This window comes from Streptomyces sp. NPDC023527 (genome assembly GCF_055560115.1).
In genome coordinates this window covers 1-14,265 of the sequence record NZ_JBVHJJ010000001.1, presented here as the reverse complement: position 1 = coordinate 14,265, position 14,265 = coordinate 1, and the positions used below count along the sequence as shown (strand labels likewise).

General features: G+C 68.1%; 12 protein-coding genes and 2 pseudogenes. 5 read left to right on the top strand and 9 right to left on the bottom strand.

Features of this window, described 5'->3' with window-relative positions; all coding sequences use genetic code 11:
• Window positions 1–16 precede the first annotated feature (16 nt).
• Entirely contained in the window at window positions 17–3,091 is a 3,075-nt protein-coding gene (locus ACZ303_RS00070) for a bifunctional [glutamine synthetase] adenylyltransferase/[glutamine synthetase]-adenylyl-L-tyrosine phosphorylase (RefSeq protein ID WP_467333359.1), read from the bottom strand.
• Between the two features lie 338 nt (window positions 3,092–3,429).
• On the opposite strand from ACZ303_RS00070, the gene ACZ303_RS00065 reads away from it, so the two are divergent.
• Window positions 3,430–4,641, top strand: a complete 1,212-nt coding sequence (locus tag ACZ303_RS00065; RefSeq protein ID WP_467333357.1) for a cytochrome P450 — start codon at window positions 3,430–3,432, stop codon at window positions 4,639–4,641.
• A gap of 34 nt (window positions 4,642–4,675) precedes the next feature.
• Here ACZ303_RS00065 and ACZ303_RS00060 read toward each other — a convergent pair whose 3' ends face one another.
• The 8 genes and pseudogenes from ACZ303_RS00060 to ACZ303_RS00025 form a co-directional block, all read right to left on the bottom strand.
• Window positions 4,676–5,257, bottom strand: a complete 582-nt coding sequence (locus tag ACZ303_RS00060; protein ID WP_467333355.1) for an RICIN domain-containing protein — start codon at window positions 5,255–5,257, stop codon at window positions 4,676–4,678.
• Between the two features lie 167 nt (window positions 5,258–5,424).
• Window positions 5,425–5,511 (bottom strand): annotated as a pseudogene (locus ACZ303_RS00055) (glutamine synthetase); the annotation flags it as partial.
• 524 nt (window positions 5,512–6,035) lie between these two features.
• Window positions 6,036–6,434, bottom strand: a complete 399-nt coding sequence (locus ACZ303_RS00050; protein ID WP_467333353.1) for a hypothetical protein — start codon at window positions 6,432–6,434, stop codon at window positions 6,036–6,038.
• 117 nt (window positions 6,435–6,551) lie between these two features.
• On the bottom strand, window positions 6,552–7,310 hold the full coding sequence (locus tag ACZ303_RS00045) for a hypothetical protein (protein ID WP_467333351.1): 759 nt from the start codon (window positions 7,308–7,310) through the stop codon (window positions 6,552–6,554).
• 1,695 nt (window positions 7,311–9,005) lie between these two features.
• Window positions 9,006–9,851, bottom strand: coding sequence for an NAD(P)-dependent oxidoreductase (locus ACZ303_RS00040; protein ID WP_467333349.1), 846 nt, complete (start codon window positions 9,849–9,851; stop codon window positions 9,006–9,008).
• On the bottom strand, window positions 9,848–10,435 hold the full coding sequence (locus ACZ303_RS00035) for a P-loop NTPase family protein (protein WP_467333347.1): 588 nt from the start codon (window positions 10,433–10,435) through the stop codon (window positions 9,848–9,850). The genes ACZ303_RS00040 and ACZ303_RS00035 overlap by 4 nt, the downstream gene beginning before the upstream one ends.
• Window positions 10,432–11,439, bottom strand: coding sequence for a P-loop nucleotide/nucleoside kinase family protein (locus ACZ303_RS00030; RefSeq protein ID WP_467333345.1), 1,008 nt, complete (start codon window positions 11,437–11,439; stop codon window positions 10,432–10,434). Before ACZ303_RS00030 ends, ACZ303_RS00035 begins: the two co-directional genes overlap by 4 nt.
• Before the next feature lie 242 nt (window positions 11,440–11,681).
• Window positions 11,682–12,107 carry a winged helix-turn-helix domain-containing protein gene (locus ACZ303_RS00025; protein ID WP_467333343.1) on the bottom strand — a complete coding sequence of 142 codons (426 nt, stop codon included), beginning with the start codon at window positions 12,105–12,107 and terminating at the stop codon, window positions 11,682–11,684.
• 782 nt (window positions 12,108–12,889) lie between these two features.
• Here ACZ303_RS00025 and ACZ303_RS00020 point away from each other — a divergent pair.
• From ACZ303_RS00020 to ACZ303_RS00005, 4 genes and pseudogenes are all read left to right on the top strand, one after another.
• Entirely contained in the window at window positions 12,890–13,174 is a 285-nt protein-coding gene (locus ACZ303_RS00020; protein WP_467333341.1) for a hypothetical protein, read from the top strand.
• The gene (locus ACZ303_RS00015; RefSeq protein ID WP_467333339.1) at window positions 13,174–13,821 is read left to right on the top strand and encodes a GGDEF domain-containing protein; all 648 of its coding nucleotides are present in this window, start codon (window positions 13,174–13,176) and stop codon (window positions 13,819–13,821) included. Before ACZ303_RS00020 ends, ACZ303_RS00015 begins: the two co-directional genes overlap by 1 nt.
• Window positions 13,818–14,054: a hypothetical protein gene (locus tag ACZ303_RS00010; protein ID WP_467333337.1), complete on the top strand. Its 237-nt coding sequence runs from the start codon at window positions 13,818–13,820 to the stop codon at window positions 14,052–14,054. Before ACZ303_RS00015 ends, ACZ303_RS00010 begins: the two co-directional genes overlap by 4 nt.
• Window positions 14,051–14,265: pseudogene (locus tag ACZ303_RS00005) on the top strand (hypothetical protein); the annotation flags it as partial. The gene ACZ303_RS00010 and the pseudogene ACZ303_RS00005, both read left to right, overlap by 4 nt.

The window sequence follows — 14,265 nt, the reverse complement described above, 5'->3', positions numbered from 1 at the left end:
GTGGCCTCGAAGGCCCTCAGGCGCCGTAGAAGAGCTCCTCCACGACGGCCCGCGCGCGCCTGGTCGTACGGCGGTAGTCGTCCAGCATCTCCCCGATGTGCCCCGGTTCGTACCCGAGATAGCGGCCGACCGCGGCCAGTTCGCGGGGGTCGGTGGGGAAGGTGTCGCCCGAGCGGCCGCGTACGAGCATCACGGCGTTGCGCACGCTGGTCGCCAGCACCCAGGCGTCGTCCAGGGTGGCGGCGTCCTCGGTGCTCAGCAGCTCGGCCGCGCGGGCCGCCGCGAGCGCCTCGCGGGTGCGGGTGGTGCGCAGCCCGGGCTCGGCCCAGCCGTGCCGCATCTGCAGCAGCTGCACGGTCCACTCGACGTCCGAGAGGCCGCCGCGGCCGAGCTTGGTGTGGGTCGTGGGGTCGGCGCCGCGCGGCAGCCGCTCGCTCTCCATACGGGCCTTGAGCCTGCGGATCTCGCGGATCGCGCCGTCGCCGAGGCCCTCGGCGGGATAGCGCAGCGGATCGATCAGCTCGATGAAGCGCCGCCCCAGGACCTCGTCGCCGGCGACCGTCCGGGCGCGCAGCAGCGCCTGGCTCTCCCACACCAGCGACCAGCGCCGGTAGTAGGCGGCGTAGGAGGCGAGGGTGCGCACGATCGGGCCGGACTTGCCCTCGGGGCGCAGGTCGGCATCGATGAGCAGCGGCGGGTCGGTGGTGGGCAGTTGCAGCAGGCGGCGCATCTCGGTGGCGACGGCGAAGGCGGCCTTGGTGGCCTCCTCGTCGGAGACGCCCTCGCGCGGCTCGTGGACGAACAGGACGTCCGCGTCGGAGCCGTAGCCCTGCTCGTGGCCGCCGAAGCGGCCCATGCCGATGACGGCGAAGCGGGTGGGCAGGGTGTCGCCCCACTCGGTGCGCACGGCGGCGCGCAGGGCTCCGGCGACGGCGGCGGCGTTGAGCTCGGAGACGGCGTTGCCGACGGTGTCGACGCGCAGGTGGGTGTCGCTGGGGCCGTCGCCGGTCCTGTCGGTGTGGCCGTTGCGCCAGGAGGGCTCGGGGCCGCCGCCTCCGTAGGCGCCGATGATGTCCGCGGCGGCGGTGCGGAACAGCTCGCGGCGGCGCACCCCGCGCACGGCGACGATGCCGGCCTCGGCGTTCTCGGCGCGGCCGACGGCGGCCAGCACCTCCTGCTCCAGGGCCTCGCGGCCGCGGGGGCGCAGGCCCTCGGGGTCGCCGAGGAGGGCGACCGCCTCGGGGGCGCGCAGCAGCAGGTCGGGGGCGAGGCGGCCGGCGGAGAGCACGCGGGCGAGGTTCTCGGCGGCGGCGCCCTCGTCGCGCAGCAGCCGCAGGTACCAGGGGGTGCGGCCGAGGGCGTCGGAGACCTTGTGGAAGTTCAGCAGCCCGGCGTCGGGGTCGGCGGAGTCGGCGAACCAGCCGAGGAGGACGGGCAGCAGGGTGCGCTGGATGGCCGCCTTCCGGGTCACGCCGGAGGCCAGCGCCTCCAGGTGGCGCAGGGCGGCGGCGGGGTCGGCGTAGCCGAGGGCCTTCAGGCGGTGGCCGGCCTCCTTGGCGCTGAGGCGGATCTCGCCGGGCTCCAGCTGGGCGACGGCGTCCAGCAGTGGGCGGTAGAAGAGCTTCTCGTGCAGCCGCCGCACCTCGCGGGCGTGGCGCTTCCACTCCTTGGCCAGCGCGTCGACCGGTTCGGTGCCCGGTGGCCACTGGAAGGCGCGGGCGAGGGAGCGGCCGAGGCGGCGCAGGTCGCGCTCGCCCTCGGGCATGAGGTGGGTGCGGCGCAGGCGGTGGAGCTGGATGTGGTGTTCGAGGGTGCGCAGGAAGCGGTAGGCGGCGTCGAGCTGGGCGGCGTCGGTGCGGCCCACGTAACCGCCCGCGGCGAGCGCGGTGAGGGCGTCGAGGGTGCCGCCGCCGCGCAGCGTGGCGTCGCTGCGGCCGTGGACCAACTGGAGTAGCTGGACGGCGAATTCGACGTCGCGCAGGCCGCCGGGGCCGAGCTTCAGCTCGCGGTCGACCTGGGTGGCGGGGATGGACTCGATGACGCGCCGGCGCATCTGCTGGACGTCGGCGACGAAGTTCTCCCGCTCGGCGGCCTGCCACACCAGCGGGGAGACGGCGTCGACGTACTCCTGCCCGAGGGCGAGGTCGCCGGCGACCGGCCGGGCCTTGAGCAGGGCCTGGAACTCCCAGGTCTTGGCCCAGCGTTGGTAGTAGGCCAGGTGGCTGGAGAGGGTGCGTACGAGCGGGCCGTTGCGGCCCTCGGGGCGGAGATTGGCGTCGACGGGCCAGATGGTGCCCTCGGGGGTGACGTCGGAGCAGACCCGCATCATCCGGGAGGCGAGCCGGGTCGCGGCTTGGACCGCCGTGCCCTCGGGCGTCGCGCCCCGGGCCTCGGCGACGAAGATGACGTCGACGTCCGAGACGTAATTGAGCTCCTGGCCCCCGCACTTGCCCATGCCGATGACGGCCAGCCGGCAGGCTTCGGCGTCCTGCGGCTGCTCCCGCCCGGCGATGTCCAGGGCGGCGCGCAGGGTGGCGGTGGCCAGGTCGGCGAGCTCGCCGGCGGTCCGCGCGACGTCGTTGGTGCCGCAGAGGTCGCGGGCGGCGATGGTCAGCAGGCAGCGGCGGTAGGCGGCGCGCAGCGCGTCGGCGGGCGCGAGGTGCGTGCCGCGCTCGCCGTGCACGCCTTCGGCGAGGGCGTGTTCGAACTCCGCCGTGCCGGGGTTGAGATCGGCCGATTCATAGGAGACCAGGGCGTGCCAGTCGCCGGGGTGGCGGGCGAGGTGGTCGCCGAGCGCCTCGGAGGCGCCGAGCACGCCGAGCAGCCGGTCGCGCAGCGGCTTGGCGGTGACGAGGGTGTCCAGCAGCGTCTGCCGGTCGGCGCTGTGCAGGGCCTCCACGAGGCGCACCAGGCCCTGTAGGGCGAGGTCGGGGTCGGCGGTGGCGCCGAGGGCGTCGATGAGGAGGGGGTCGGAGCGTACGGGCGCGAGCTCGGGGGTCTCCAGCAGCCGCTCGGCGGTGGTGGTGTCGGTGAAGCCGTGCCTGAGCAGCCGGGTATACGAGCTGCTGCGGCGCCCCTGCGGCACTGTCATCGGAACCCTCTCGTCCGCTCGTCGCCGTCCGCGGTGCCGGTCCGGTGCCGGTCTTGTGCCGGTCTCGAGGAGCACCGCCGATGGCCGGTGACGTCAGCGGCCCTGATGGCGGCCCGCACGTGTCCTGATCCTGGTCAGCATGATAGCGCCAGGCTCCGCGCGCCGGGCCGGAGCGGGGCGCCCCGGCGGCGCCGGGGCGGCGGCTCGCACCCTCGCGCGCCCCCGCCGGGCGGCCCCAACTCGCCGCTTCCCGGGGGCTTTGTCCTATGGCAGCGCAGATACATGTAGATGTAAATTAACCCGCTGCCTGGTGATCTCCGAGCAACGCAAGGAGCGACATGACACCCGCCGGCCTCGCGCACCTCCCCACCACTCCCCCCACAGGCTGCCCCTTCGACCCGCCCGAGGGCCTGGTCCGGCTCCGCCGGGAGGACCCCATATCCAGGACCCTCCTGCCCGACGGGAGTTGGGCCTGGCTGGTCACCCGCCACCAGGACGCCCGTTCCGTCCTCGGCGACCTGCGCTTCAGCTCCGACACCACCCGCCCGGGCTACCCCCTCAGCGGCATGACCGGCGGCACCCCCACGGCCGCCGACCGCGGCTTCATCCGCATGGACCCGCCCGAGCACAGCCGGCTGCGCCGCATGATCATGCGCGAGTTCACCGTCAAGCGGGTCGAGGAACTGCGCCCGGGGCTCCAGCGGATCACCGACGACCTGTGCGACGCGATGGAGCGCTCCCCCGAGCGGCCCGTCGACCTCGTACAGACGCTCGCCCTGCCGATGCCGTCGCGGGTCATCTGCATGCTGCTGGGCGTGCCGGGCGCCGACCACGCCCTCTTCCAGGGCTTCACCGCGCGGCTGTTCTCCCGCGAGGTCCCCGAGGACGAGAAGGCGGCCACCCGGCGGGAATTCAACGCCTATCTGGAGGAGTTGACGGCCGCCAAGGCCGCGGCGCCCGGGGACGACATCCTCAGCCGCCTCATCACCGGGCACGAGGCAGCGGGCGAGCTGGCCCGCGCGGACGTCGCCACCTTCGGCGTCCTGCTGCTGATCGCCGGCCACGACACCACGGCCAACATGATCGGCCTCAGCGCCCTGTCCCTCATGGACGACCCCGACCTCGCGGGCCGGCTGCGCCGCGACCCGTCGCTGCTGCCGGGCGCCGTCGAGGAGCTGCTGCGCTTCCACAGCATCATCCGCAACGGCCCGCGCCGCGTCGCCCTGGAGGACGTCGAGGTCGGCGGGCAGCTCATCCGCGCCCGCGAGGGCGTCATCGTCTCGGTGCCCGCCGCCAACCGCGACGAGGACGCCTTCGAGGACCCCGACCGCTTCGACATCCGGCGGCCCGGCGGCCGCCACCACCTGGCCTTCGGCTGGGGCGTCCACCAGTGCATCGGCCAGGCCCTGGCCCGCGCCGAACTGGACATCGTCCTCGCGACCCTGCTCCGCCGCTTCCCCGGCCTACGGCCGGCGGTCCCCCTGGAAACCCTGCGCTTCCGCACGGACCAGGCCATCTACGGCTGCCACAGCCTGCCGGTGACGTGGTAGGTGCGGCGCGCTCTCGGTCTCCGGCGGAGGAGGTCTACGACGCCTTCACCCATCGCTGGTCGGGGTGGTAGTGGCAGTCCCACAGGACCAAGGGGGTGCCATTGGCGGTGCTGCCGCTGTTGGCCAGTCCCACGCACTTGTTCTGACCCGCTCCGGATACGAGCGCGAAGGTGCCGTCACCGAGATCCTGCGTCCTCCACCATTGATCGGGGTGGAGGTGGCAGTCCCACAGCACCAGGCGTGTTCCGTTCCTGGTGCTGCCGCCGTCGGCGAGCCCTACGCACTTGCCGGCCGGGTAGCCGGAGGCGTAGCTGCGAAGGGAGACGCCGTCGTCTCCGGTGTACCACCACTGGTCGGGATTGCGGTGGCAGTCCCAGAGGACCAGGACGGTCCCGTTTCTGGTGCTGCCGTTGTCGGCGAGCCCCACGCACTTGCTCCGGTTCGGGCTCGCCGCGCTCCGCAGGGTGGAGATGGGGGACGCCTGGGCGCCCTTCGTACCGCCGGTTCCGTGTCCCGCTGCGGGGGCCGCCGTGGCGGTGGCACCGGTGAGCGCCAGCACGGCACTGGCGGCCACCGCCGCCGGAAGCGCGAGCCGGGAGAGCGGGCGAGTGGTCATGAGGATTCCTTCCTCGTCGACGTCGCCCCAACACTGGCCCTCATCGCCGACCCCGCCTATCCCGGATCCGGACGGATTCCGGTCCCGGAACGGTGGTGCACGAGACGACTCCGGGCCGACGGTTCGCGACCGTCGGCCCGGAGCGGCACACACACTCTGACCGGTGCCTACAGCACCGGCAGCATCTTCCGCAGTTCGAAGGCGGTGACCTCGGAGCGGTACTCCTCCCACTCCTGCTTCTTGTTGCGCAGGAACTGATGCGCCCCCGGCGCCCGTATCGGTTGGTCGATCCGCCAGGCCCGGTGACTTGCGAAGACAGGAGACGTTGACGGTTGTTGGTGGCCGACCGTGGTCATCTCTTGACGGCCCACACGCGGCCCAAGTGACCGCGAGTGCGGGCGCGTCCCCACCGAGGCCGACGGCCAGCACCGGCCGCCTTCACCTTCCCCCTGATTTCGATCACGAGTTCGACTAGGTAAAGTTCTGCACCGCAAGGCACTGAGCTCGACCGATGCCCGGCCCAGCGGAATGATTGCCTGCCACTCGACCTCCTGCCTCAATCTACCCAAGCGCGCTACACGGCAGCACCTTGGCATCCATACTGGCAATCATTCACGTGCAGTTGGGCGCTACACAATGCACAGCCCGGCGGAACCGATCACCCAGCTCCGTTGCCGTACATAGGCCGCGCCGCACCGTAAGCAGATAGTGCGCAGTGCTCTGCCGGGATTCTCTTGTCACACGTGGGGCGCAGAGCCCGTCGGCCGACCGCTTCGCCTCAGTCGATGAGCCAGTCGAAGCCAGCTTCGCACCCCGCGCCAACGTAGGCCCCACCGGCCCGGGCTAGCGACCATCCTCCTGAGAGTGCCTTCGTTAGCAGGGGCTTACTCGCCTTCTCCCCTACCTTCTTTCCCAGCCGATAGCTGATCCGCTCTGCGGTGGTGAGGGCACCCGCAGAGGCTGCCGCCGCCACGGCAGCCTCTTGTCCCGCAGCCCAACTGGCAGCTTTGGCTGCTGTGCCTGTGACGCCTAGATAGACGACGCCCGCACAAAGCCCGGCGACATAGACGGTGCCACCCGAGATCCTGCCAACTTTCGCTCCGGTCTCATGCTCATTGAGGAAATCTGATTCCTCAAGGTGCTTTTCTATGTCCTGCACCCACTGCCAGTCTCCCATTGAACGCCTGCCCTTCGCCTACGCCTGAAATTCCGCATGTCGTGAACATCCCGCAATGCCGATCTGCCACTCGAGGACTGCATTCTCGACCTCCGGGTCCCTTTACGGGATAACGCCTCAGTTCGTCCTATTGAGCCAGCCTTCCCTTACCCCGATCCGCAGGAAGTCGGTAATCGACCTGTAGTAATAATCCAAGAGGAATTGGTTCGAGTCCTCGCTGTTCGCCTCAAGATAAAGTCCCGCCCTCGCCGCGTAGGAACGAGGCGCCAGCAGGTAGGGCATCACAAAGCCAAATGTGCCAGCTGGGGCACGTTCGCCTGATACCTGCGCCCCGTTCGGGACCGAGAGAAAAGCCAAGTAGTAATGGGGAACGTTACTGCTAAATGTCTCCCATTGGTCGCTGCAGCTTTCGCAAGCGTTGCGTAGCAGCGAGGTTCCCGCCTCGTAGGTCATGCGATCTTCAGGGGCATTAATTACGAGCAGACGTCGTGCCATCATGTACTCTGCGGCTTCATGGTAAATCCACACTACGTTTATATTGGAGTGTTTAACTTTATGGGCGATCGAGCGGGTTTCCGACTCCCTGCCCAGCCAGGGGGCAAATCCGTAGGGATCGACTGTAATGAAATACCATGTCGCCGACTCCGACTCTTCGTACTTCCTCTCTAGGCGCTTACCGTAACTCCCTGAGAATCGAACTAAGTCCGGCCAATGCTCTTCTATTCCATAAAGCCCTGACATCTGCTCGCGCCGCCGCCTTCGGGCGTCAACAATTAGGACTAGAAATTGCTTTTTGAGTAGCCACCCGGCGCTGGCCGCCAGGGCCGCTGAAGTGAGAGAGCCGACTATGAAGGCGATTATGGAGCTGAGTGTCATGAGGCCCTCCCGTGCCCACAGGGTGCCCTCATGCGCGGTCTACGTAAACCCCCTTTGCTCGCTCGCCTGTGGCAGCTGAATAAACTGGTCCATCAGTTCGAAGACCTTGCCGTAGAGGTGTGGCGCCTGATGGCGATGGGCTAGATCTTGAAGGTTGGTGCTAGAAATCCTGTCCGTGATGAGATCTGTTCAACGCGTCTCGTAGGTCCATTAGCGCGTTTTTGGCGTCTCGCCAGCGATCCAAGATGAGTGCAGCTGCCTCAACCAGCTCCGTTGGTAGGCGGATATCTCGGCAAGTGCCTACTTCGGAGCGGGGTGGAGCATGTCCAGCGCTTCAGAAACCTCCAGGGACAGGTCCTCTCGCGTCTTGCCACCGTTCGAAGATGGACGCTGCGTCATCGACCAGATCCGTTGGTAGACAGGTCTCCCGGAGCGCGCCGACTGCTTTCGCGCGTCTCTGGGGCCCATCGCCAGGCACAGGATGCCACCTGGGGGTAGTAGGCAGTCCCCGTGAGATAGCTAGTCGTACGGCCCTGCGCCATGTGCAACAGCTCCCCCTCCACATCCCAGTCGCAAGCCAAGGCGTACGAGACCGCAGCAAATACGCGACCCGTCTTCCCGGAAGGTGCCGTACGACAGCTTGAGCGCTGATGCTCTCCCGATTTCGCCCGGCAGCGTGAGGGCCTTGACCGCGGTGCCCTGGAAGAGACGGCTCACCGCCTCAACCGGTGCGTCTGGGCCGGACAGGTACAGGCGTGTGTCTTTTGCGGCTGAGGGTGGGGACCCGATAACTGCGTCGACCACTCGGCAGGTCCGGGACGACTTGCCTTGACCGTCGCCACGCTCGCCGGGGAGGTGGCATTGGCGTCAACGTAGATGCCTGCGAAGGGTGCGCTGCCACCGAGGCCGCTACCTCTTCGGCGCTCGCCGACGGGCAGAGGCCCAAGGTGACGCTTGTTATGCCCGCACCTTACTGACATCGCTTCGCCCTCCTTGGACACCAGAGCTCTGGCCTGAGCCGCTACCGCCGCTCCCATGCACGCTGCCGGGATGCAGGATGCCCGGTGTCGTTATGCGACCAGCTCTCGAATGTCACGGGCCTTGGCCCCCGCCTTGTCGGTAACGGCCTCATCAATGGCATAAGCCACCTCCGATGGGTTGACGCGGTGAGTTTCAAGCACGAGTGACCATGGGTGGAGCGGGTAGCCCAACAGGTTCCGGCGCGTCTCGTGCCACATCGCATCACCTTCACCCAGTGCAGCGGGAAGGCTTCCACCGCAACGGCACCCTCCACCTGGGCGGTCAGTGATTGGCCCAGATCGAGGCCGACATGGCGCGCGGTGACAATGTCGACCCGCGCGCCGGCCGAACCACCTTCCGGCAGTTCGCAGAGAAGTGGGAGCAACCAGACCACCGACGAGACCAGCCGCACGGCCATCGAGTCGCGGCTGCGGCTCCACGCTTGCCCCTATATAGGCTCGCGCCCGCTGGGGTCGTTCAAGCCCGAGCACATCCGCGATTGCGAGCTGAAGAAGGCCGTCCCGTCGGGGACCTACCGGCCTGCGATCTTCGAGAACGTCTCGTCCGTCATGAACGCGGCCGTGGATGACGGCATCTTGCGCAGCCCGGACGCTGAGGCGAGGACGTATCGGCCGCGATCACGCATCTACTCGCCTGGGGCCACGAGCACCGTCTCTACCAGTCCTCTGGCACCTGATGAAGCCTGTCCAGCGCTTCCGACAGCTCCAGCGGCAAATTCTTGGCGTCCTCCCAGCGTTCCATCACCAGCGCGGCGGCCTCTGCCAGCTCGGTCGGTAGGCAGGTCTCCGCGAGTGCGCTCACCGCTTCCCGCATTTCCGGAGCCCAACGCCATGCGCGAGAGGCCACCTTGGGGAAGTACGCGGTCTCGGCAAGGTAGCTGGTCGTACGCCCCTGCGCGACGTCGAGTAGCTCCTCCTCCACGCCATAGTCACGGGCGAGCGCGTAGGAGACCGCGGCGAGCACGCGGCTCGTCTTCTGGAACGTGCTGTACGACAGTTTGAGGGCCGACGCGCGCCCGATCCCACCTGGCAAGGAACGGGCGTCCACGGCCGTCTCCTCGAAGAGTTCGGCCACCTTCGCCACCGAGGCAAGTGGGCCCGACAGGTAGAGCCGCGTCGTCTTCGCGGCCGACGGCGGTGAACCGATGACGGAGCCGTCGACCACCTCGGCGTCAGCGCGCTTCATGGCGACGCTGATCATTGCCATGCTCGCCGGCGAGACAGCGTTGGCGTCCACGTAGATGCCCGTGAAGAAGTGTGCGGCAACCGACGACGCAACCTCTTCGGCATTGGCCGGCGGGCAGAGACTCAAGATGATGTCAGCGCGCTCAGCCATCTCGCTGATGCCCGCAACCGCGCTGAACCCGGCCCGTTCTGCCCTGTCCCGGCTGGCGTTGCTCCGACCCTCCGGGCACCAGAGGACCTCGACACCCCGTGCTCTGGCTTGCGCCGCCACCGCTGTTCCCATGCTGCCGGGGTGCAGGATGCCAAGAACCGTCATGCGACCAACCGCCTGATGTCGTGAGCTTTGGCCTCCACTGTGTCGATGACGGCCTGGTCGATCGCGTGCGCCGCCTCAGAGGGGCTGAGCTGATCGGTCCGCAATACCAACGACCATGAGTCGTCGGCATGGTCCAACAGGTCTTGCCGGGTTTCGTGCCACACCTGAAGCCGCGCTTGCACGTCCTTGTCACCACGCTCAGCACAGCGCGCTGCCGTGACTTCGACGGGGCACCACAAGAGCACCCTGACCCAGTGGAGCGGGAAGACTTCGACCGCGGTCGCTCCCTCCACCTGCCCCATGTGCAACACCGGAGTGCGGCCAGCCTCCACCATGGCGGAGAGGCCGCTGCGGTCGATGGCGTACTCGGCCTGGTACCGGGCATTGCGATAGAGCACTTCGCCAGCTCGATCGAGCTCTTCGATATGTTCCACCGACGTGAGGCGATAGCCGGCCGTCCGTCCCGCTCCCGCCTTTAGCCGCTCGAAGAGGGCATACGCGGGACGGGTGCGGTTCAGCTCCGAGGTGATGGTGTCCTTACCCGCGCCTGGCGGGCCGTACAGGATGACGCCGGCGGATGTCACAGACCACCTCCACTGAGGACGTCACGGGCCTGATCAGCCATGGCAATAGCCGCACCCAGCCGGTTGTTCACAACGAAGTGCGGGCCCTGAGGCCGCATCTCCAGATCTATGGTGGCCAGATAGTCCTCCCATGCCTCCATCTTCCAACTGTCTCTGGCGGCTCCCCGGAATTCGATGTACTCCCGCATGGAATCCGGATCGCATTCAACCCATATCGTAGCGACTGAGACCCTTTTGGATTTGCACCTGTTATGGAAGCGTTGCATCCATGAGGATTGCGAGAACTCTGAAACAAACGGGGCGTCGAGGATGGTCGAGACTCCGCAATCGACGTTGTCCCATGCGGCTTCCATGAGGCAGCGATATTCGAGAGGGCGGATTTTCTCCCGGTAGAGCTCCGAGCTCCTGTCGTTGGGCTCTCCGCCGAGGGCAACAAGGAGTTGATCCACCAAGGGGCGAGTCAGCGAGTCCTTGTCGAGGATCGGCCAGCCTGTGAGGCGGCCGAGGAATTTCGCGAACTCTGACTTCCCGGAACCTGCAAAGCCCCCTACGAGCACGACCGATGGGCTTTGGTCGGTGCTCCACTCACTGTGCGCACGCCAAGCGCCGAGGAGTCGATTCCGTAGATCCTCGCCGTTGACGTCGTCGGTGCCCTCACGGATGCTGCCGAGGGCGGCACGGACCGCTTCCAGCTGATCTGAGGGATGTATCGCCGATGTGGTGGGGCTCGGTGCCACCTGAGCTTCCTCTCCGGGGAGGGCTCGACGGAAGCCGAGTTCGGCTTCGTTGCGTCCGTAGAGAATGCAGTACGCCCGGCGATAGTGAGGGCCGGGGTAGATGTTGTTCTCATGTCCCCAGACGGTTTGGAAATTCGCCGCGATGTTGAACTTGTGGCGCTCTGCAATTTCCCGCAGCTTTTCTCCGGTCTCTTCTAAGGTGAGGCCGTGCTTTTCTCGCTGCTCGCGCAAGAGAGCCGCGTTCCAATCGGGGCGGTGTCGAGCCATCTTCCCCTCCTAGATAGCCAATCCGACCGCGAGTGTAGCGATCGTAGGCGCTCATGAAAAGCCGTGATAGAGGATGTGTAAGTGAATGTATAAAAACGAAGAGACTTTGTCAGGTAAGGGAGCGTGATACCAACTTCGCGCCCAGCACGCTGAACTGACTGCACGTCCGATCGAGGAGGTGCTCGGGTGTCACCACGAAGTCCAGGCGGCACGGTTCGCCGGTCCGGTCCGCCGGCCGCCCATCACGTCTCCAGCTCTGTCAGTCGCTCTCTCAGCTCCTCGACCTCGCGCCTGAGCTGTTCGACCTCCTGTCGGAGCTCTTCGACCGCGGCCTGCGGGTCGTTCTGCCGCGCCAGGGCGGCCGAGCCTGATGTCAGGAAGGCGCCCTTCCCTTGATGGCTCACCGCGAGTCCATCGGACTTGAGTGCGCGGATCGCGTCGCGCGCCACGGTGATGGTGACCACGTATCTCTCCTGGAGCTCTGCCAGTGAGGGCAGGCGCCCAGTCTCTTTGAACTCCTCGGCGGCAATCCGCCGTCGAAGATCTTCCGCCACCTGCTGGTAGGCGGGTTTGCCGGTCCACTCGACCATCTTCACCCCAAGCTCCGTATCGGCCTCTGCCTCATAGTGCCTAAGCGGCTGAGGGAGAACCAGCGTGCCGAGCTGCATGTTCCGCGAAGGGGGTTGACGCACTCTGCCTCACAGTGCACTCTGAGGCAGAGCAAGCGGGCCCCAACTCCCTTTCGGGGACGTCGGATCCCGCCGCGAAAGCTGCTTGACCAGCACCACCGAACGCCCAGAGGGCCCGTGACACGGGTTCGAAGGAAGCGTCCGTTGCTTGAGAACTGAACAGCGTGCTGCCTCAGCCGCCTGCACATGGGTGGTCGATGGGGCCCGCCTCCGGCCCGGCAGTAGCGGGCCTGGGAGGACGCCTCCAGCCCTCGCAAGGTTCGGGAGGTTGCCCGGAGCGATCCGGGCCACAGGACGCCGCCCCCTGCATAGGGCGGTCCGGGGCCACTCACCTCCCCGGGGTGAAAAAGGAGCGCCGCCCACTGGCCTTCGGGAGTGGGCGGGGGTCGTCGCTGCTCCGGTCTTCTGGCCGGTGGCACCCGACGGCTACGGATCACCCGAGATCCGAACCGCTGAAGAGGGGGCCCCGTGGGTCGCCGATATACGCGGGCGCCACTGTGGTCGACCGGCACGGTGGCGCCGCTCAGCAATCCGTTCGCGAGCAACAGAACCTCGCCATGAACGGCCGGTCCCACTCGATCGCACCGCGGCGGCTAGAGCTGCGGCCGGTTGCCTCCTCTGCCCGTCCGGCGCTCTTTCGCGCTGTACGGGCGGGGTTGAGGGGAGCCGGAGCCTGTTCTGGTTCTCAACGGCGCGCGGCCCCGGTGGGCAAACACCGAGGCCGCTTCGGGCCGTTCCCGCCTGAATGAGAGGCACGACCCTTGAAGCACATTGTTGCAGGACAAGAGGCGGCTTCAGCCGCCGAGTTCGTAGAGCTCGCCCTGGGGACCCCGTTGGAGTTATGGCTGGGTGTGCCGGGGGAGAGCGAGGAGGAGCGTGAGGCCCGGCTGGACGCGGCCCGCGACATCATCGGCGATGACCCGGGCCTGTACGACCGGGTGACGCGGATCGCCGCGACGCTCATCAAGGACCGCACCCCGCACCTGTTCGACCTGTCCGCCGGCCGTCGCGTGAAGGGCTGGGCGCGCGGGAGTGAGGCGGCGTGATGGATACGATCACCTCGCTGTCCGCGACGGCCGGCCCGCTGCTGGCTGGCTGGTCCGTCCACGCCGCGCTGCTGCGCCGGCGGGCCCGTCGCGCCCGGTTCGACCCGCTGACCAATCTGCCCGGCCGTGACCTGTTCACCCGCTCCGCCTGCCGTGACCTGCGACGTGTGGGTGCGGTGGTGGTGATGGTGGACCTGAACGGCTTCAAGGACGTCAACGACAACTGCGGTCATGCCGCGGGGGATGCGGTCCTGGCCACGGTCGGTGCCCGCCTGCAGAAGTGGGCGGACCTGCGCCAGGGCAGCGCGGGGCGGCTGGGCGGGGACGAGTTCGCCGCCACCGCCCTGATCCCCGACCCCAGCGCGCTCGCCATCGAGCTGGGCGGCTTGCACCTCGCCCTCACGCAACCCGTGCCATTCCGAGGAAAAGAGCTGCTGGTAGGCGCCTCCATCGGTGCGCACCCCGCCACCTTTCACGCTCTCGCTTTGGATGTCGCGCTGCGGCGGGCGGATGAGGCGATGTACGCGGCGAAACGTGCGGGCGGTGGCTGGCAGATCGCCTATGGCCCGGTGCCAGAGGTGACGACCACCAACGGCCGCCGCACTGGCCGCCCCGGCACCGCACCCCGTGTGGGAGGTGCCCGATGACGGCCTTACGGCACCGCCTCTACCGCCGTTTGCACCCGCGCTCCTACCGGGCGGGGCAGCTGGCGGAGCAGCGGCATCAGTTCTACGACCCGCCGGTGCCCGCCGAGTACCCCGGCGCCGTCGACGGGCGTCTGGACTCCGACGGGGCGCTCGGCATCGGGGCGGACGTCGCGCTGTTGGACGGGCGGATCGTCGGCCCGGACCGCGCGTCGTCCTCGGGGGGTGTGGCATGAGCGCCTCGACCCTGGCCGCGCTGAGCGCTCCGCTGCAAGTGCTGCGGGTCTTCTGTGCGGACTTCGCGGACCTGCCCGCGCCCACTCTGGCGGTCTCCACGATTTTCCCGGACCTGCTGGAGCTGTCCTTCCACGACAACCTTGCCGGGTTCGAGGCGTGGCGTGCTGCCCTCAGGCTCGCCCCTGAGGCCGTGAGCTACCACGAGCACAG